The organism is Bradyrhizobium sp. SZCCHNR1015, from assembly GCF_032489875.1.
In the GTDB taxonomy this organism is placed as follows: Bacteria; Pseudomonadota; Alphaproteobacteria; order Rhizobiales; family Xanthobacteraceae; genus Bradyrhizobium.
The window spans coordinates 183,781-201,605 of sequence record NZ_JAUEYW010000010.1 but is presented as its reverse complement, the minus strand read 5'-3'; the positions used below and the strand labels follow the sequence as shown (position 1 = coordinate 201,605).

The 17,825-nt window shown below is 64.3% G+C and carries 20 protein-coding genes; 15 read left to right on the top strand and 5 right to left on the bottom strand.

Translation table 11 applies throughout. The features are described from left to right. Positions 1 to 167 precede the first annotated feature (167 nt). The 3 genes from QX128_RS18600 to QX128_RS18590 all read right to left on the bottom strand — a co-directional run bounded on the left by QX128_RS18600 (position 168) and on the right by QX128_RS18590 (position 2,406). A complete protein-coding gene (locus QX128_RS18600) occupies positions 168 to 380 on the bottom strand; it encodes a cold-shock protein (RefSeq protein WP_006612155.1) in 213 nt (70 codons plus the stop codon). 301 nt (positions 381 to 681) lie between these two features. Further along, a complete protein-coding gene (gene infA / locus QX128_RS18595; RefSeq protein ID WP_315804701.1) occupies positions 682 to 972 on the bottom strand; it encodes a translation initiation factor IF-1 in 291 nt (96 codons plus the stop codon). 24 nt (positions 973 to 996) lie between these two features. Then, positions 997 to 2,406 carry a DEAD/DEAH box helicase gene (locus tag QX128_RS18590; protein ID WP_316238217.1) on the bottom strand — a complete coding sequence of 470 codons (1,410 nt, stop codon included), beginning with the start codon at positions 2,404 to 2,406 and terminating at the stop codon, positions 997 to 999. A gap of 508 nt (positions 2,407 to 2,914) precedes the next feature. Between QX128_RS18590 and urtA the strand changes: the two genes are divergently transcribed. The 15 genes from urtA to QX128_RS18515 all read left to right on the top strand — a co-directional run bounded on the left by urtA (position 2,915) and on the right by QX128_RS18515 (position 16,912). Beyond that, complete coding sequence (gene urtA / locus QX128_RS18585; RefSeq protein WP_315804702.1) at positions 2,915 to 4,237, top strand: urea ABC transporter substrate-binding protein; 1,323 nt, start codon at positions 2,915 to 2,917, stop codon at positions 4,235 to 4,237. 103 nt (positions 4,238 to 4,340) lie between these two features. Further along, complete coding sequence (gene urtB, locus QX128_RS18580) at positions 4,341 to 5,939, top strand: urea ABC transporter permease subunit UrtB (RefSeq protein WP_410053161.1); 1,599 nt, start codon at positions 4,341 to 4,343, stop codon at positions 5,937 to 5,939. Then, positions 5,936 to 7,099, top strand: coding sequence for an urea ABC transporter permease subunit UrtC (gene urtC, locus QX128_RS18575; RefSeq protein WP_316238177.1), 1,164 nt, complete (start codon positions 5,936 to 5,938; stop codon positions 7,097 to 7,099). The genes urtB and urtC overlap by 4 nt, the downstream gene beginning before the upstream one ends. Before the next feature lie 4 nt (positions 7,100 to 7,103). Next, positions 7,104 to 7,865 carry an urea ABC transporter ATP-binding protein UrtD gene (urtD, locus tag QX128_RS18570; RefSeq protein WP_316238176.1) on the top strand — a complete coding sequence of 254 codons (762 nt, stop codon included), beginning with the start codon at positions 7,104 to 7,106 and terminating at the stop codon, positions 7,863 to 7,865. Positions 7,866 to 7,868: 3 nt separating this feature from the next. Beyond that, positions 7,869 to 8,564, top strand: a complete 696-nt coding sequence (gene urtE, locus QX128_RS18565; RefSeq protein ID WP_315804705.1) for an urea ABC transporter ATP-binding subunit UrtE — start codon at positions 7,869 to 7,871, stop codon at positions 8,562 to 8,564. A gap of 58 nt (positions 8,565 to 8,622) precedes the next feature. After that, positions 8,623 to 9,459, top strand: a complete 837-nt coding sequence (locus QX128_RS18560) for an urease accessory protein UreD (RefSeq protein WP_315804706.1) — start codon at positions 8,623 to 8,625, stop codon at positions 9,457 to 9,459. Between the two features lie 48 nt (positions 9,460 to 9,507). Beyond that, complete coding sequence (locus QX128_RS18555) at positions 9,508 to 9,810, top strand: urease subunit gamma (RefSeq protein WP_015669637.1); 303 nt, start codon at positions 9,508 to 9,510, stop codon at positions 9,808 to 9,810. Positions 9,811 to 9,941: 131 nt separating this feature from the next. Continuing rightward, positions 9,942 to 10,247, top strand: coding sequence for an urease subunit beta (locus QX128_RS18550; RefSeq protein ID WP_315804707.1), 306 nt, complete (start codon positions 9,942 to 9,944; stop codon positions 10,245 to 10,247). 3 nt (positions 10,248 to 10,250) lie between these two features. After that, on the top strand, positions 10,251 to 10,790 hold the full coding sequence (locus tag QX128_RS18545) for an HD domain-containing protein (protein WP_315804708.1): 540 nt from the start codon (positions 10,251 to 10,253) through the stop codon (positions 10,788 to 10,790). Positions 10,791 to 10,844: 54 nt separating this feature from the next. Beyond that, positions 10,845 to 12,560, top strand: a complete 1,716-nt coding sequence (ureC, locus tag QX128_RS18540) for an urease subunit alpha (RefSeq protein WP_316238175.1) — start codon at positions 10,845 to 10,847, stop codon at positions 12,558 to 12,560. 47 nt (positions 12,561 to 12,607) lie between these two features. Continuing rightward, positions 12,608 to 12,907 carry a putative quinol monooxygenase gene (locus QX128_RS18535; protein ID WP_316177246.1) on the top strand — a complete coding sequence of 100 codons (300 nt, stop codon included), beginning with the start codon at positions 12,608 to 12,610 and terminating at the stop codon, positions 12,905 to 12,907. A 42-nt stretch (positions 12,908 to 12,949) separates the two neighbouring features. Further along, entirely contained in the window at positions 12,950 to 13,561 is a 612-nt protein-coding gene (locus tag QX128_RS18530; RefSeq protein WP_316216465.1) for an urease accessory protein UreE, read from the top strand. Beyond that, complete coding sequence (locus QX128_RS18525) at positions 13,548 to 14,270, top strand: urease accessory protein UreF (protein WP_316216665.1); 723 nt, start codon at positions 13,548 to 13,550, stop codon at positions 14,268 to 14,270. Before QX128_RS18530 ends, QX128_RS18525 begins: the two co-directional genes overlap by 14 nt. A gap of 69 nt (positions 14,271 to 14,339) precedes the next feature. After that, on the top strand, positions 14,340 to 14,963 hold the full coding sequence (gene ureG, locus QX128_RS18520) for an urease accessory protein UreG (protein WP_315804711.1): 624 nt from the start codon (positions 14,340 to 14,342) through the stop codon (positions 14,961 to 14,963). Positions 14,964 to 15,256: 293 nt separating this feature from the next. After that, the gene (locus QX128_RS18515) at positions 15,257 to 16,912 is read left to right on the top strand and encodes an HWE histidine kinase domain-containing protein (protein ID WP_316238174.1); all 1,656 of its coding nucleotides are present in this window, start codon (positions 15,257 to 15,259) and stop codon (positions 16,910 to 16,912) included. 126 nt (positions 16,913 to 17,038) lie between these two features. On the opposite strand, the gene QX128_RS18510 is transcribed toward QX128_RS18515, so the two are convergent. Together QX128_RS18510 and QX128_RS18505 are read right to left on the bottom strand one after the other, a co-directional pair. Then, the gene (locus QX128_RS18510; RefSeq protein WP_006612137.1) at positions 17,039 to 17,587 is read right to left on the bottom strand and encodes a sigma-70 family RNA polymerase sigma factor; all 549 of its coding nucleotides are present in this window, start codon (positions 17,585 to 17,587) and stop codon (positions 17,039 to 17,041) included. Beyond that, a complete protein-coding gene (locus QX128_RS18505; RefSeq protein ID WP_315713837.1) occupies positions 17,588 to 17,824 on the bottom strand; it encodes a NepR family anti-sigma factor in 237 nt (78 codons plus the stop codon). Position 17,825: the final 1 nt, after the last annotated feature.

The window sequence follows — 17,825 nt, the reverse complement described above, 5'->3', positions numbered from 1 at the left end:
AGCGCCGGACTAATCCTGCGCGGCGCCGGGTCCGCTTGCGCGCGGGCAACAGACCGCGTTCCAGGCGATCACAATCCGACGGCGAACAGCCGGCAAATAAAAAAGGCCGCACAAGGCGGCCTTTCGTTGTCCAGGTGGGCAATCGTAGGCGATTGCCCTGGCGTCGCTCAATTGGCGGCGCGGAGATTGTCGGCCGACGACTTGCCCGAACGGCGGTCCGCCACGATCTCGTAGGAGATCTTCTGGCCTTCGCGCAGCGTGCCGAGACCAGCGCGCTCGACGGCGCTGATGTGCACGAACACGTCGTTGCCGCCGTCGTCCGGCTGAATGAAGCCATAGCCCTTGGTTGCGTTAAACCACTTCACGGTTCCCATGCTCACGGGGGTAGTTCCCTTCTCAGATACCAAATGCGTAACCCAGTCTCCTGGGCTGGTTAGATCGAATTTTTGGAAGGGTCGTCAGCGTCTGAACCGGCTGTACCGGTAATAGCTAATCTCGTCCGGCCGAAAATCGATTGCGGGATATATTATTGGAAATGCCCGCGCAAAACAATCCTGAGCTGCGCGAGAGTGCATGATTTTTTGACGCGCCGGCTTGATGCCGACGCGCTGAATTGTCGCTGATTGCGCAAGGCTTGATCAATCCGCCGGGCCGGGCGGAACATTGCTCCGCCCAATCCCCCTAGCGCCGACGGAACTGGCCGCCGCGCTGCGCTGCGCCACGCGGAGGACCGCCGGGCGAGCTGGGACGCTCGTCCTTGTGGCGGAAGATCAGCCGACCCTTTTCGAGGTCGTAGGGCGACATCTCGACGGTCACGCGGTCTCCCGCGAGCGTCTTGATGCGATTCTTTTTCATCTTGCCGGCGGTGTAGGCAACGATCTCGTGCCCCGCGTCGAGTTGTACCCGATAGCGTGCATCGGGAAGGATTTCGGTGACCAGCCCTTCGAACTGGATCAGCTCTTCCTTAGCCATGTCTTTCTCCAGATCGATAGACGTCTAGTTTGGCCGTTGGTTGCGGTTGTGAGCGTGGTTTTTGGGTCTGCCCTCGCGATGCAGGAAAGCAACGCCTTGAATCGACCCGGCCTTGCCGCCGCCTTGCGACGGCCGCTGGGGCTCCTGACGATTGCCTGGCAGAGGCGCCATCTTAGCATTGGAACGACGGCGACGGCGAGGGCCTTTTGCGGCGGTGCCACCCTCGTTGGTCCGCGCATTCTGCATGCCAGGACGGCCACCGCGCTGAGGCGGTTTGGCCGGTGCTGCAGCTTCGCGGAGGCCGGGCGTGCGGCGATCGTCGCGCGGCAGCGAGATCTTGATCAGCCGTTCGATGTCGCGAAGATAGGACAGCTCGTCCGATCCCGCCACGAGCGAAATCGCAACGCCCTCGGCACCGGCGCGCGCCGTGCGGCCGATCCGGTGGACGTAGGTTTCGGGCACGTTCGGCAGGTCGAAATTGACGACATGGCTGACGCCGTCGACGTCGATGCCGCGCGCCGCGATGTCGGTCGCGACGAGGGTGCGGATCTCGCCGGAGCGGAAGGCGGCCAGAGTGCGCTCGCGGTGATTTTGCGACTTGTTGCCGTGGATCGCCTGGGACGGGATGCCGGCCTTTTCCAGGCTCTTCACGACCTTGTCGGCGCCGTGCTTGGTCCGGGTGAACACCAGCGCGCGGTTGACTGGCTCCTGCTTGAGCAACTGAGCCAGAAGGTTCGGCTTGGCCGAGTGGTCGACGTGGATCACGCGCTGGGCAATGCGCTCGACCGTCGAGGAGACGGGGGTCACCGCGACCCGCGCGGGGTCGCGCAGCATGGCGTCCGCGAGCTCGGCGATGTCCTTAGGCATGGTGGCCGAGAAGAACAGCGTCTGGCGCTTGATCGGCAGCTTGGCCACGATCTTCCGGATGTCGTTGATGAAGCCCATGTCGAGCATGCGGTCGGCTTCGTCGAGCACCAGGAACTCGACATGGGTCAGCTTCAAAGCGTTGCTCTGGACCAGATCGAGCAGACGGCCAGGGGTGGCAACCAGCACTTCGAGGCCGGGCATCACAGCGCGGACCTGGCGTCCCATCGGCACGCCGCCGATCGCGAGCGCCGAGCTCAGGCGGATGTGCCGGCCGTAGGTGTTGAAGCTGTCGAGGATCTGACCCGACAATTCGCGGGTCGGGCTCAGCACCAGCACGCGTGCCGTCTTCGGCTGCGGCTTGATCCGGTTCTGCAGCAGGCGGTGCAGGATCGGCAGCGCAAACGAAGCCGTCTTGCCGGTTCCCGTCTGGGCGATGCCGATCACGTCGCGGCCTTCGAGCGCGAGCGGGATGGTCTGGGCCTGGATCGGGGTGGGGGTGGTGTAGTTCTCTTCCTTCAGCGCGCGCGTCAGCGCGTCGGCGAGGTTAAAATCCTGGAAGGATGTCAAAAGATTGGGCTTTCCATAAGAGGATAAGGCCCGTGTCGGCAGGCAGCCGGACGCGGGTGGGTGGTTGAGAGACACCCGCGTGTTTGGAGCGCCTAGATTGGATGGGTGAGAATGCAAAGCCAGAAGCTCAGGTCGAGCTAAAGAACACGCGGCTTGCAAAGATCCGGCCGATTCGCCTCGATCTACCGGATATATGGAACAGGTGGACGGCACATGCAAGGCCGCTGCGCAACGGATCGGCTTTCCGGGTGGTACCTGGCTGCTTTAAATTTAGCCATTCAAAACAAAGTGCACAAATCCTGCGCTACATGCTATCTGATTAATCATCGAGCTTGCTTAATTCGATAGCAGAAGGCTGCGACCTCGCGCCACGAGAACGCGAAGTTCCACTTCTGTGTCAATGCCTTACCAGATGTGCACGGCATGGCACACTTCTTGCGATTCTTCCGCCGCAGACCGCCGGCCGCCTTGGCTGCGAAGCACGTCTGCGTCAGGGAGATATTACCTCATGCTTACTCGACTCACTCAGGAATTAACGGCGCCGTTCAGCCGCCGTCGCTGGCTGGCTGCTGCTGCCGGCCTGGCGCTCGGCGCAGCCGGCTTTGGCCCGGCCAAGGCCGCTGACGACACCATCAAGATTGGCGTTCTGCATTCTCTGTCCGGCACCATGGCCATCAGCGAGACCACGCTGAAGGATACGATCTTGTTCCTGATCGACGAACAGAACAAGAAGGGCGGTGTGCTCGGCAAGAAGCTCGAGGCCGTCGTGGTCGACCCCGCCTCGAACTGGCCGCTGTTCGCCGAGAAGGCGCGCGAGCTGATCACCAAGGACAAGGTCGCGGTCGTGTTCGGCTGCTGGACCTCGGTGTCGCGCAAGTCGGTGCTGCCGGTGTTCAAGGAGCTCAACAGCATCCTGTTCTACCCGGTCCAGTACGAGGGCGAGGAGAGCGAGCGCAACGTGTTCTACACCGGTGCGGCGCCGAACCAGCAGGCGATCCCGGCGGTCGACTACCTGATGAAGGAAGAGAAGGTGAAGCGCTGGGTGCTGGCCGGCACCGACTACGTCTATCCGCGCACCACCAACAAGATCCTCGAAGCCTACCTGAAGTCGAAGGGCGTGGCTCAGGACGACATCATGATCAACTACACGCCGTTCGGTCACTCCGACTGGCAGACGATCGTGGCCGACATCAAGAAGTTCGGCTCGGCCGGCAAGAAGACCGCCGTGGTCTCGACCATCAACGGCGACGCCAACGTTCCGTTCTACAAGGAGCTCGGCAACCAGGGCATCAAGGCCAAGGACATCCCGGTGGTCGCGTTCTCGGTGGGTGAGGAAGAGCTCGCCGGCATCGACACCAAGCCGCTGGTCGGCCATCTCGCTGCCTGGAACTATTTCGAGTCGATCAAGACCCCGGCGAACGAGAAGTTCATCAAGGAGTGGCAGGCCTACACCAAGAATCCGAAGCGCGTGACCAACGACCCGATGGAAGCCCACTATATCGGCTTCAACATGTGGGTGAAGGCGGTCGAGAAGGCGAAGTCGACCGATCCGGACAAGGTCATCGACGCGCTCCCGGGCATCGAGGCGCCGAACCTGACCGGCGGCGTGTCGAAGATGCTGCCGAACCACCACATCACCAAGCCGGTGTTCATCGGCGAGATCAAGGGCGATGGCCAGTTCAGCGTCGTCTACAAGACCAAGGATCTCGTCCCGGGCGACGCCTGGTCGAAGGAGCTCGAGGGCTCGAAGGACCTGATCGGCGACTGGGTCGGCAAGAAGTGCGGCAACTTCAACGTCAAGACCAACAAGTGCCTGGGCTCGGGCTCCTGATCCCGACCTGACGCGACCATGACGACAGGAGAAGGCGGCGATGTTGCCGCCTTCTCTTGACCTCCTGAACTCCTGCCGGGGTTGTCCAGTGCCTGCTGTTTTTCTGGCGATCATTCGCCGTCTGCTTGTTTTGCTCGCCCTGATCGCCGTTTCCGTTCCCGCCTTCGCAGCCAGTTTCGAAGAGTCGGTCGCGAAGCTCGCGAACGATGATTTCTCGGACACGGACGAGGCCGTCGGCGAGATCGCGGTGTCGGGCAACCCGCTGGCTTTTCCGATCATCAGCGCGCTCCAGGACGAGCGGCTGATGTTCGATGCCGAAACCAAGAAGGTCTATGTCAAGCAGACCGACGGCAAGATCATCGATGCCGCGACCGGCGCTGCCGTCGACAAGCTTCCGGACAATGCCGCGGCGGTCAGCCTCAACAACCGGCTCCGGCGCAGCGTGGATGCTGCGCTGGGTGGCCTGACGCTGTTGTCGCCGGATACCAACACACGCCTGACCGCCGCCAAATCGGTGTTCAAGTCGCATGAGGAGGCGACGCTGCCGACGGTGGAATCGGCGCTCGCCAAGGAAACCAATCGCGCGGTCAAGCAGGCGTTGACCGAGGCGCGGGCTGCCATCCTCCTGTTCAAGTCCGACGCGAGCGAGGTGGACAAGCTTGAAGCGGTCGCCACCATCAGGTCGCGCGGCGACCAGGAGGCGCTTGCGCTGCTGACCGAGATCAGCGGCGGCGACCAGCCGGCCACCGTCACCAAGGCTGCTGCCAGCGCGATCTCATCGATCCAGAGCTCGCTCGCAATCTGGTCCGGCGTGCAGAACGCCTGGTACGGCCTGTCGCTCGGCTCGGTGCTGCTGCTCGCCGCCATCGGCCTCGCCATCACCTTCGGGGTGATGGGCGTCATCAACATGGCCCATGGCGAGATGGTGATGCTCGGCGCCTACACCACCTTTGTCGTGCAGGAGGTCATCCGCACGCGGTACCCGGCGCTGTTCGACTATTCGCTGCTGATTGCCGTCCCGCTCGCCTTCCTGGTCGCCGGCGCCATCGGCGTGCTGATCGAGCGCACCATCATTCGCTTCCTCTACGGGCGTCCGTTGGAAACCTTGCTCGCGACTTGGGGCCTGTCGCTGATCCTGCAGCAGGCGGTGCGCACGGCGTTCGGTCCGACCAACCGCGAGGTCGGCAATCCCTCCTGGATGAGCGGTGCGTTCGAGCTCGGCCAGATCACCATCACCTACAACCGGCTCTGGATCCTCTGCTTCACGATGGCCGTGTTCGCGATCCTGCTGGCGATGCTGCGCTACACTGCGCTTGGTCTGGAGATGCGCGCGGTGACACAGAACCGGCGCATGGCGGCCTCGATGGGCATCGCGACCTCGCGGGTCGATGCGCTCACCTTCGGGCTCGGCTCAGGCATTGCCGGCATCGCCGGCGTGGCGCTGTCGCAGATCGACAATGTCAGCCCGAACCTCGGCCAGAGCTACATCATCGATTCCTTCATGGTCGTGGTGTTCGGCGGCGTCGGCAATCTCTGGGGCACGCTGGTCGGCGCCTTCACGCTGGGCATCGCCAACAAGTTCCTGGAGCCGGTCGCCGGCGCCGTGCTCGGCAAGATCGCGATCCTGGTGCTGATCATCCTGTTCATTCAGAAGCGCCCGCGCGGCTTGTTCGCGCTCAAGGGCCGGGCGGTGGAAGCATGATGCCGCACGTCCTCACCCGGTCGCTCGATCGCGCCGCAACCATCTTCGTGCTCGTGGTCGCCGCCTGCGGCGTGCTGATCCCGCTGTCCAACCTGCTGCTGCCGGCCGGCTCGGCCTTGCAGGTGCCGACCTATCTGGTCGCGCTGTGGGGCAAATATGTCTGCTACGCGATCCTGGCGCTCTCGATCGACCTGATCTGGGGCTATTGCGGCATTCTCTCGCTTGGCCATGGCGCGTTCTTCGCGCTCGGCGGCTACGCGATGGGCATGTATCTGATGCGCCAGATCGGCACCCGGGGCGTCTATGGCAACCCGATCCTGCCGGACTTCATGGTGTTCCTGAACTATTCCAAGCTGCCCTGGTACTGGCACGGCTTCGACATGTTCTGGTTTGCAGCTTTGATGGTGCTCGTGGTGCCCGGCCTGCTCGCCTTCTGCTTCGGCTGGCTCGCCTTCCGCTCGCGCGTCACCGGCGTGTATCTGTCGATCATCACCCAGGCGATGACCTACGCGCTGCTGCTCGCCTTCTTCCGCAATGATTTCGGCTTCGGCGGCAACAACGGCCTGACCGACTTCAAGGACATTCTCGGCTTCAACGTCCAGGCGGAAGGCACCCGCGCCGCGCTGTTCGCGCTGAGCTGCCTTTCGCTCATTCTGGCGTTCCTGATCTGCCGGGCGGTCGTGTCATCGAAGCTCGGCAAGGTGCTGATAGCGATCCGCGACGCCGAGTCGCGGACGCGCTTCCTCGGCTACCGCGTCGAGTCCTACAAGCTGTTCGTGTTCACGCTGTCGGCCTGCATGGCCGGCGTCGCCGGCGCGCTCTACGTCCCGCAGGTCGGCATCATCAACCCCTCCGAGTTCGCGCCCGGCAATTCGATCGAGGCCGTGATCTGGGTCGCGGTCGGCGGCCGCGGCACGCTGGTCGGGGCTGCGCTTGGCGCCGTCGTCGTGAACTACGCCAAGACCTTCTTCACTTCGGGCGTGCTGGCGCCCTACTGGCTGTTCATGCTCGGCGCATTGTTCGTGCTCGTCACTCTGCTGTTGCCCAAAGGCATTATCGGCACCTTCAATTCCTGGTGGGATCAGCTCGGCAGCAGGAGGCTGAACGCCGAGAGCGCCGCCCGCGAGGACGGCGTCACCGAACCCAAGATGGCGGAGTGAGCGCATGAACGTGATGGACACCCGCGCGACGTCGTCGCTACTCTATCTCGACGGCGTGCACGTCTCGTTCGACGGCTTCCACGCCATCAACAATCTTTCGCTGACGCTCGAGCCCGGCGAGATGCGCGCCATCATCGGCCCGAACGGTGCCGGCAAGACCACGATGATGGACATCATCACCGGAAAGACCAAGCCCGACGAGGGCACGGTGCTGTTCGACGGCAAGACCGACCTGACCCGTCTCGACGAAACGCGGATCGCCGAGCTCGGCATCGGCCGCAAGTTCCAGAAGCCGACGGTGTTCGAGAGCCAGTCGGTGGAGGACAATCTGCTGCTTGCGCTCAATGTCGATCACAGCGTCAAGGGCACGCTGTTCTGGCGCGGCTCGACGGGCGAGGCCGAGCAGATCGATCGAGTGCTCGAGACGGTGCGGCTCAAGGATGCCCGACGCAAGCTCGCCGGCAGCCTCTCGCACGGCCAGAAGCAGTGGCTGGAGATCGGCATGCTCCTGGCACAGGACCCGAAGCTGCTGCTGGTCGACGAGCCGGTCGCCGGCATGACCGACGTCGAGACGCATCAGACGGCTGAGCTACTCAAAGAGATCAACAAGGATCATACCGTCATGGTCGTCGAGCATGACATGACTTTCGTTCGCGAGCTCGGCGTCAAGGTCACTTGCCTGCACGAAGGCACGGTGCTGGCCGAGGGCACCATCGATCAGGTGTCGTCGAACGATCGGGTGATCGAAGTGTATCTGGGACGCTAGGCGATGTTGGACGTCAAGGACATCAACCTCTATTACGGCGCCGCCCAGGCGCTGCGCGGCGTCTCGATCGCGGCGGAGCCGGGCAAGGTCACCTGCGTGCTCGGCCGCAACGGCGTGGGCAAGACCTCGCTGCTGAGGGCGCTGGTCGGGCAATATCCGCTGGCGTCGGGCAGCATCACCTTCGATGGCGCCGACATCACCCGCCTGAAGCCGTATGAGCGGGCGCGCAAGGGCATCGGCTTCGTGCCGCAGGGCCGCGAGATCTTCCCGCTGCTCACGGTCGAGGAGAATCTCAAGACCGGCTTCGGGCCGCTGAAGCGGGCCGATCGCAGCATCCCGGACGACGTATTCTCGCTGTTTCCGGTGCTGGAATCGATGCTCGGCCGCCGCGGCGGCGATCTTTCCGGCGGCCAGCAGCAGCAGCTTGCGATCGGCCGCGCCATGGTGATGCGGCCGAAGCTCTTGCTGCTGGACGAACCGACCGAGGGCATCCAGCCGTCGATCATCAAGGACATCGGCCGGGCGATTTCGTACCTCCGCAATCTCGGCAACATCGCCATCGTCCTGGTCGAGCAATATCTCGACTTTGCCTGCGAACTCGGCGACAACTTCGCCGTCATGGATCGCGGCGCGGTGAAGTTCACCTGCACCCGCGCCAATCTCGACCAGGCCGAGATCAGCCGCCAGATGGCGCTGTGATCATCACGTAGCTTCTCGACGCGGTCTCGCCCGCGTCTGGTCCCAGGGGAGGGGATCGATGCGGGCCGATCCCGCCAACGCCGCTGCCGACATCTTCGAGGCCAACCGCGCCCGCGGCGCGGTGCGCTTCGACGTGCGGCTGCAGGACGACGTGACGCGGCGCCATCACCTGCATGAATCCGGCTCGCTGCGCGTCCGCTTTCCCTCGCCCGAGGACGACGGTCTCTCGGCTATGTTCGTCAACACCGCGGGCGGAATCGCCGGCGGCGACCATTTCGCGATCGAGGTCGCGGCCGGCGAAGGCAGCCGAGTCACGCTGTCGAGCGCCGCGGCCGAGAAGGTCTATCGCGCGCCGGGCAAGCCAGCCGAGCTCGATATCGCGCTGACGGCTCATGCCGGCGCGCACATCTCGTGGCTGCCGCAGGAGACCATCCTGTTCGACCGCGCCCGCATTCATCGCCGCATCGACATCGACCTCGCCGACACCGCCTCTCTCCTGTTGTGCGAGATCGTCGTGTTCGGCCGCACGGCCATGGGCGAGCGCATGCGCGAGGGCGAGTTCGTCGATCGCTGGCGGCTCAAGCGCGGCGGCAAGCTGGTGTTCGCCGAGACGGTCCGCCTCGACGGCGACATCGGCGACAAGCTGGCGCAGCCCGCGATCGCCAAGGGCGCCGCGGCCATCGGGACTGCGCTGATCGTGCCCGGCGACGCCGCGCTGGTGGAGCGCATCAGGGAGAGCCTGCCGGCGTTTCGGGGCGAGGCCGGACTGTCCGCCTGGAATGGATTTGCAATGGCGCGCTTCTGTGCCCAAGATGCCGCGAGCCTGCGCGCCGACATGATGGCGGTGCTCGGCTGCGCATCGGCCGGACCGCTGCCGCGGCTGTGGCTCAACTAGACGTTTACCAACTGACGATCATTAGAAGACGATCACCAGAGAGTCCGCATGAACCTGTCTCCCCGCGAAAAGGACAAGCTCCTGATCTCGATGGCCGCCATCGTGGCCCGCCGCAGGCTCGAGCGCGGCGTCAAGCTGAACCATCCCGAAGCGGTCGCGATCATCTCCGACTTCATTCTGGAAGGCGCGCGTGACGGCCGCACCGTGGCCGAGCTGATGCAGGCCGGCGCCCAGGTCCTGACCCGCGATCAGGTGATGCCGGGCATCCCCGAGATGATCCACGACATCCAGGTCGAGGCGACGTTTCCGGACGGCACCAAGCTGGTCACGGTGCACGAGCCGATCCGGTGAGGCGAGCCCGACTCTTTCGGTCGTCATGCCCGGGCTTGACCCGGGCATCCATGCGCCTTGCTCCAAACGGTGAGACGTGGATGGCCGGGTCAAGCCCGGTTATGACGCAGTTGACATAGGCGAGGTAACACATGATCCCCGGCGAATTTTTCATCCAGGACGGCGAGATCGAGCTCAATGCCGGCCGCAAGACCGTGACGCTGTCGGTCGCCAACACCGGCGACCGGCCGATCCAGGTCGGCTCGCATTACCATTTCTTCGAGACCAATCCGGCGCTGAAGTTCGACCGCAAGAAAGCCAGGGGCATGCGGCTGGATATCGCCGCCGGCACCGCGGTGCGCTTCGAGCCCGGCCAGACCCGCGAGGTGCAGCTGGTCGCGCTCGGCGGCAAGCGCACGGTCTACGGCTTCCGCGGCGACGTGATGGGCAAGCTGTAGACGATGCTGACCGGATTGCGCCTCGTCTCCGAAGCGGCCGAGCTGGCGGCGCGCCGTCATGCCGGCCAGCAGCGCAAGGGCCGCGACGAGGAGCCGTACATCAATCATCTCGCTGAGGTCGCCAACATCCTCGCGGTCGCCTGCAACGGCGAGGACGCCGAGCTCGTCGCGGCCGGCTGGCTCCACGACAGCATCGAGGACACTGACACCAGCCACGACGAGCTGATGCAGCGTTTCGGCTCGCGCGTCGCCGGGCTGGTCGAGGAGGTCACCGACGACATGACCCTGCCGAAGAGCGAGCGGCGCGCGGTCCAGGTCATCGCGGCTCCCGGCAAGTCTGATGGCGCCAAGCAGATCAAGATCGCCGACAAGATCAGCAACATCCGCGCCCGCATTGTGTTCGAGCCGGATCTCGAGCAGCAGCTCGAGCTGATGGAGTATCTTGGCTGGGCCGAGCAGGTCGTCGCAGGCTGCCGCGGTGTGAATGTGGCGCTGGACGCGCTGTTCGACGAGACCGTTGCGAACGCGCGGGGGACGCTGTGAGCGGACCGTCGGCGTTGCGAGAACAAGACAAGCAGAGCTAATTGGGGGCCAACGATGTCCGTCAAGATCAAGCGTTCCGTCTACGCCGACATGTTCGGTCCCACGACCGGCGACAAGGTCCGGCTCGCCGACACGGACCTGGTCATCGAGGTCGAGAAGGACTTCACCGTCTATGGCGAGGAGGTGAAGTTCGGCGGCGGCAAGGTCATCCGCGACGGCATGGGCCAGTCGCAGGCGACCAACAAGCAGGGCGCCGCCGACACCGTCATCACCAATGCGCTGATCGTCGATCATTGGGGGGTCGTGAAGGCCGACGTCGCGATCAAGGACGGCATGATCTCAGCGATCGGCAAGGCCGGCAATCCCGACATCCAGCCTGGCGTGACCATCGTGATCGGCCCGGGCACCGACGTGATCGCGGGCGAAGGCAAGATCCTCACCGCCGGCGGCTTCGACAGCCACATCCACTTCATCTGCCCGCAGCAGATCGAGCATGCGCTGATGAGTGGCGTCACCTCGCTGCTCGGCGGCGGCACCGGTCCGTCGCACGGCACCTTCGCGACGACCTGCACGCCCGGCCCATGGCACATCGGGCGGATGATGCAGTCGTTCGACGCCTTTCCGGTGAACCTCGGTATTTCCGGCAAGGGCAACGCCTCGCGGCCCGCGGCGCTGGTCGAGATGATCAAGGCCGGCGCCTGCGCGCTGAAGCTGCACGAGGATTGGGGCACGACGCCGGCTGCGATCGACAACTGCTTGTCGGTTGCTGATGATTACGACGTGCAGGTGATGCTGCACTCCGACACGCTCAACGAGTCCGGCTTCGTCGAGGACACCATCAAGGCGTTCAAGGGCCGCACCATCCACGCCTTCCACACCGAAGGCGCCGGCGGTGGCCACGCGCCTGATATCATCAAGGTCGCGGGCCTGAAGAACGTGCTGCCGTCGTCGACCAATCCGACGCGGCCGTTCACGCGCAACACGATCGATGAGCATCTGGACATGCTGATGGTGTGTCACCATCTCGATCCGTCGATCGCCGAGGATCTCGCCTTTGCCGAAAGCCGCATCCGCAAGGAGACGATCGCGGCCGAGGACATCCTGCACGATCTCGGCGCGCTCTCGATGATGTCATCGGATTCGCAGGCGATGGGCCGGCTCGGCGAGGTCATCATCCGCACATGGCAGACCGCCGACAAGATGAAGAAGCAGCGCGGCGCGCTGCCGCAGGACAAGGGCCAGGACAACGACAATTTTCGCGTCAAGCGCTACATCGCCAAATACACGATCAACCCGGCGATTGCGCATGGCGTGTCGAAGCTGATCGGCTCGGTCGAGAAGGGCAAGCTCGCCGATCTCGTGCTGTGGTCGCCCGCCTTCTTCGGCGTCAAGCCCGACTGCGTCATCAAGGGCGGCACCATCGTCGCAGCTCCGATGGGCGATCCCAACGCCTCGATCCCGACGCCGCAGCCGGTGCATTACCAGCCGATGTTCGGCGCGTTCGGCAAGTCGCTGACGGCCTCCTCGGTGATCTTCACCTCGAAGGCTGCCGTCACCGGCGGGCTCGCGCGCAAGCTCGGCCTGTCCAAGAAGCTCTACGCCGTGCAGAACACCCGCGGCAGGATCTCGAAGAAGAGCATGATCCACAACGACGCGACGCCGAAGATCGAGGTCGATCCGGAGACCTATGAGGTCCGCGCCGATGGCGAGCTCCTGACCTGCGAGCCGGCCGAGGTACTGCCCATGGCGCAGCGCTACTTCATGTTCTAAGCTCCGCCCGGTACCCAGAACCAGAAACGTACCGGGAGGACTGCTGCGTGATCTATGTCGTTGCCACCTTGACCATCAAGCCCGAAACCCGTGCGGAATTCATCGCCGCCGCGACTGCCTGCATTGCAGGGACCCGCAAAGAACCCGGCAATATCGCCTATGATTTGCATGAGAGCGTCACCGACCCGAGCAAGATGGTCTTCGTCGAGCAGTGGCAGAACGCCGAGGCCTTGGTGCCGCACCGTGCGACCGAGCACATGAAGACCTTCGGGCGCGTCGCGGTGAAATGCATGGCGGCGCCGCCGAAGATCGAGATCATTACGCCTGAGAAGGTCGATGTCCGCTGAGCGGAATAAGAGTGAGCGGAATAAGAGAATGAGAGTTTCAGCATGATCCGCGCGACACGCGTGCTCGGGCAGCATCGTTGGAAAGAGGCCGCCGCCGATTCCGTCCTGCTCGATTTCGATGACCGGCACCGGCGGCGGCTGGTGATGACCGGAACGCGCGGGCTGGAGTTTCTGTTGGACCTCGAGCACGCCACCGCCTTGCGCGGTGGCGACGCCCTGGTGCTGGAGGACGGCCGGCTGATCGAGGTCGTGGCGGCGGCCGAGCCGCTGCTCGAGATCCGGGCTTCCGATCCGCATCATCTGGTGCGGCTCGCCTGGCATCTCGGCAACCGGCACCTGCCGACGCAGCTCATGCCCAAGAGCCTGCGCATTCGCCGCGACCACGTGATCGAGGCCATGGTCAAGGGCCTCGGCGCCCGCGTGATCGAGATCGAGGCGCCGTTCGATCCGGAGGGCGGTGCGTACGCCGAGCCCAGCCATGCGCATGGCCATGATGATCATGATCACCACGGCCACGATCATCATCACGATCATGACGGGCACGATCACGCGCATCACGACCACGGCCATGCACATGATCATCACGTGCATGACGAGCACTGCGGCCATGACCATCACGATCACGGTCATTCCCATGCTCATGAGCACAAGTGAGGAGGGGGCTCGGCCGGATGCGATCAGCGCCACGGATCCGGCTGCGCTGTATCGGCTGCTGACGTGGCTGTCGCCGGCGTTTCCGATCGGCGGCTTCTCCTATTCGAGCGGCATCGAATGGGCGGTCGAGGCGGGCGACATCGGCGATGCGGCGGCGCTGCGCGGCTGGCTCGCGACGATGCTGACGAACGGTTCCGGCTTCTGCGACGCGGCTTTCCTCGCGCACGCCTATCGCGCGGTTGAGCTCGACGATATGGCCAGCCTCCGCGAGGTGGCCGAGCTTGCGGCTGCTTTCGTGCCGTCGCGCGAGCGTCAGCTCGAAACCACGGCGCAGGGCCGTGCCTTCATCGAGATCGCGCGGTCCGCCTGGAACTGCGCAGGCCTCGACGAGGCGGTGGCACGATGTGCGAGCATCGTCTATCCGGTCGCCGTGGGGCTGGTCGGCGCTGTTCACGGCGTTCCTCTGGGACCCCTGCTGCACGGCTTCCTGCACGCCCTGACGTCGAACTGGATTTCCGCCGGCAGTCGTCTCGTACCGTTGGGGCAGACCGACAGCCAGCGCGTGCTCGCCGCGTTGGAGCCTGTCGTCGCTGCGACGGCGGACCGCGCCCTGCTCGCCTCGCTCGACGACATCGGCGGCGCAACATTCCGCGCCGATCTCGCAAGCCTTCATCACGAGACGCAATATACAAGGCTGTTTCGGTCGTGATGAAGCGGGGCAACGGCTGCTCCGATCACGGCCCCGCGCGGTTACGCGTACGACAGAAGGGTAAATGACATGGCATCGTCTCACGGTCCGCTCCGCGTTGGCGTCGGTGGCCCGGTCGGGTCCGGCAAGACTGCGCTGATGGATCTCCTGTGCAAATCGATGCGGGAGCGCTACGACATCGCCGCGATCACCAACGACATCTACACCAAGTGGGACGCGGAGTTTCTCGTTCGCTCGGGATCGCTCACCCCGGATCGTATCGCCGGCGTGGAGACCGGCGGCTGCCCGCACACTGCGATCCGCGAGGACGCTTCCATGAACCTCGCCGCAGTGGCCGACATGCGGGCCAAGTTTCCCGGACTCGACCTGGTGTTGATCGAGTCGGGCGGCGACAACCTCGCGGCAACGTTCTCGCCGGAACTCGCCGATATCACGATCTACGTCATCGACGTCGCGGCGGGCGACAAGATCCCGTCGAAGGGCGGACCGGGTATCACCCGCTCCGACCTTCTGGTGATCAACAAGATTGACTTGGCACCCCATGTGGGCGCTTCTCTGGAGAAGATGGAGACGGATGCCAAGCGCATGCGCGGCGCACGGCCCTTCGTCATGACCAATCTGAAGAAGAGCCAAGGGCTTGACCGGATTATCGGCTTCATCGAAGCCAAGGGCGGTCTGAAGCCGTCGGCCTGAGCGCCGGGACTGATCTGCGTCGCAACGTTCTTCGTTGCTCGATGCGTCTGCTGCAATGACAGACGCAAAAAAGCCTCATCCGGCCGGAACAACTTGAGCCCTCGGGTGTTTCCTCGACCCGGGGTGCGCCTTGCCCAAGGCGTCTCGGCGCCGATCCACCGGTATCCTGGGATCGCTATCCACTGATCGCTCCGATCACTTCCGATCGCCCCGAGGTGCGTCCTTGAGTTGCAGGCCCGGTTATTGGATGACTCGTCTCCTCCTTCGCCAACCCTTTACTTCAGAGTAAACGAGTGCTCCGGCTGGGTGTCATCATCGGTTTGATCGCGCTGGTCGGGACGGCGCTGTCCGGCTTGGCCGCCTATCGCGTACACGACCAGGAGCTGGCGCTCGATCGCATTGCGCTCGCCCGTGCCATCGACGTCCATGCCAGCCTCGTCCAGGACCGGCTGACCGAACGTGAGCTGCTGGCCCGGGTGGCCTCCGGGCTGTTCCGCGCTCCCTCGGTGATCAAGGCCAATATGCTGGAGCCGCTGCGATCGTCGATCTACGCGTTCAAGACCGACTTCGTGGTGGCATCGTGGATCGCGCGGCTGCGGCCGGATGAGCTCTCCATCGCGCAAACCGAGCTGCGCCAGACTGGCTTCCCGAATCCAACCATTCGCAATTTCGACGACACGCCGCTGGGGCCGAACGTCGATCGTCCGTTGGACGTTCTGATGGATCTCGAGCCACGCAATGCCGAGACCTCCAGGCTTCCCGGCATCGCACTCGACCGGCAGCCGATCGTCGGACCGATGCTTGCGCGCGCCATGGCCGAGGGCAAGCCGGTCGCTTCCGACCCCACCCCGCTGGTGCGGAGCGACGGTCCGATCGGGATCGTGCTGGCAGCCCCGGTCGTCCCGCAAGGTGCCACTGCGCCGGCGGGCTTCGTGACGTTTTCCTACGAGATCGGGCCGCTGCTGCTCACCAATGACGATCTGTCGTTGTTCTCGGTGGCGTTGAAGGATCCGCGCAACGCCTCGGACGAGCTGGTTGCCAATGATCAGGGCGCGGTGACGAGCCGGACCCGGGGGCCGGACGATCCTGCTCCGTCGTCGACCCGCACCGTAGCCTTCGGCAATCACGACTGGTCGCTGGTCTATTACGCCAAGAGCAATGCGGTCCGGCGTGCGCAACAGACCGCGGCGATCGTCGGCGTCATCGGGATGGCGCTGACCGGTATCATCTGCGGCCTGTTCGGCTACGTCGCCTACAATAATCTGCGCCTGAGTCGCGAAATCCAGGTGCGGATCGGCTTCGAGCGCCGACTGACGGCGGTCATCGACGAGCTGAACCACCGGGTCAAGAACATCCTGGCGGTGATCCAGTCCATTGTGACGCGCACGCTGCGTCATGGCAGCGACATCGATGTCGCGCGCGAGCTGCTGATCGGGCGGATCCATGCGATGTCGAACGTCGTCACGCTGCTCAGCGAGAGTCAATGGCAGGGCGTGCAATTGCGCGGACTGTTCGAAGCTCGCGCCATCCCGCATGCCGACAGGATTGCGGTCAACGGACCCGACATCACCGTGAGCGCGCGTGCCGCGCAGAGCCTGTCGCTGCTGTTCTTTGAACTCGCCTCGCACTCGGACGAAGGCCTCTCGCTGGTGGGAAAGCACCCGCACATCACCGCCAAATGGGAGGTGACTGGCGAGGAGCCGAATGCCGTCTTCCACTTCCGTTGGGAGGAATTGAACACCAGTGAAGCAACGCGGCGGCCGGACAGCGATTTCGGACTGATCCTGCTCGATCGCGTTGCGCCGGAGGCGCTCGGCGGCACGTCAAAGCGCTTCTTCACCGAGGCGAGCTATGTCTATGAGCTGAGCGCGCCGATGGAGACGGTCATCGACATGACCGAGCGCGATCGGACCGAGCAGTTCTCCGCACCACTGCATCCGGCGCGATAGCCGCAGCGCTGGTCGGCGAACAGGCTGCCGGGGCGTACGATCCCGGGCACAAGAGATCAACAACAAGAAGAGGCGGCTCGCTGAGGAGCCGCCTCTTTGCTGGTTCGTTTGCGACGGCTTGGCTTATCAGCCGCCGCTGCCGCCGATCACCGCCCGCACGGTCTCGTCCGGGCCGAAATCCTCGGCGCCTTCGACGTAGAGCAGCGCTGCCAGCTTCGAGCGCGCGCGGTTCACGCGGCTCTTGATGGTGCCCACCGCGCAGCCGCAGATCGCTGCCGCATCCTCGTAGGAAAAGCCCGATGCACCGACCAGGATCAGTGCCTCGCGCTGGTCCTGAGGCAGCTTCTCGAGCGCCGCGCGGAACTCCTCGAACTCGAGATGCGCGCCCTGCGAGGGATGTGTCTTGAGCGTCTTGGCGTAGTTGCCTTCGGCATCTTCCACTTCGCGCCGACGTTTGCGGTAGTCGGATCGGAACAGGTTGCGCAGGATCGTGAACAGCCAGGCAGGCAGATTCGATCCCGGTTGAAACGAGTCGATGTTGGCCAGCGCCCGGAGCAGGGTTTCCTGCACGAGGTCGTCGGCACGATCGCTGTTACCACTCAAGGAAATCGCAAATGCGCGAAGGCTGGGGACGGCCGCGAGGATATCGTCCCGCAAGGAATCAGTGAGAGGCATTCACTCCCTCCCGTCGGTTTGGTCGTTGGATCCCCCGCCGTTCTCCACGTGGGACTGTGCTGCCGGCGCATCAAGCTTCCGCACCAGATCCGCGAAGCGGTCCGGCACTCCCTGACGGACGACGTCGTCGTACATCGCGCGGAGTTGATGACCGATTCTGGATTGAATTTCCGCGTTCAGTCCGCCGGGCTTGCGCGGTGCCGCATTCTTGCTGGCTTGAGACTTTACATCTTTCATG

Bases quoted from the DNA above. Each gene is read 5' to 3' on its own strand.
- infA (WP_315804701.1), bottom strand. From the start codon at position 972: ATGGCTAAGGAAGAGCTGATCCAGTTCGAAGGGCTGGTCACCGAAATC.
- urtA (WP_315804702.1), top strand. From the start codon at position 2,915: ATGCTTACTCGACTCACTCAGGAATTAACGGCGCCGTTCAGCCGCCGT.
- urtC (WP_316238177.1), top strand. From the start codon at position 5,936: ATGATGCCGCACGTCCTCACCCGGTCGCTCGATCGCGCCGCAACCATC.
- urtD (WP_316238176.1), top strand. From the start codon at position 7,104: ATGAACGTGATGGACACCCGCGCGACGTCGTCGCTACTCTATCTCGAC.
- urtE (WP_315804705.1), top strand. From the start codon at position 7,869: ATGTTGGACGTCAAGGACATCAACCTCTATTACGGCGCCGCCCAGGCG.
- QX128_RS18560 (WP_315804706.1), top strand. From the start codon at position 8,623: ATGCGGGCCGATCCCGCCAACGCCGCTGCCGACATCTTCGAGGCCAAC.
- QX128_RS18555 (WP_015669637.1), top strand. From the start codon at position 9,508: ATGAACCTGTCTCCCCGCGAAAAGGACAAGCTCCTGATCTCGATGGCC.
- QX128_RS18550 (WP_315804707.1), top strand. From the start codon at position 9,942: ATGATCCCCGGCGAATTTTTCATCCAGGACGGCGAGATCGAGCTCAAT.
- QX128_RS18545 (WP_315804708.1), top strand. From the start codon at position 10,251: ATGCTGACCGGATTGCGCCTCGTCTCCGAAGCGGCCGAGCTGGCGGCG.
- ureC (WP_316238175.1), top strand. From the start codon at position 10,845: ATGTCCGTCAAGATCAAGCGTTCCGTCTACGCCGACATGTTCGGTCCC.
- QX128_RS18530 (WP_316216465.1), top strand. From the start codon at position 12,950: ATGATCCGCGCGACACGCGTGCTCGGGCAGCATCGTTGGAAAGAGGCC.
- QX128_RS18525 (WP_316216665.1), top strand. From the start codon at position 13,548: ATGAGCACAAGTGAGGAGGGGGCTCGGCCGGATGCGATCAGCGCCACG.
- ureG (WP_315804711.1), top strand. From the start codon at position 14,340: ATGGCATCGTCTCACGGTCCGCTCCGCGTTGGCGTCGGTGGCCCGGTC.
- QX128_RS18510 (WP_006612137.1), bottom strand. From the start codon at position 17,587: ATGCCTCTCACTGATTCCTTGCGGGACGATATCCTCGCGGCCGTCCCC.
- QX128_RS18505 (WP_315713837.1), bottom strand. From the start codon at position 17,824: ATGAAAGATGTAAAGTCTCAAGCCAGCAAGAATGCGGCACCGCGCAAG.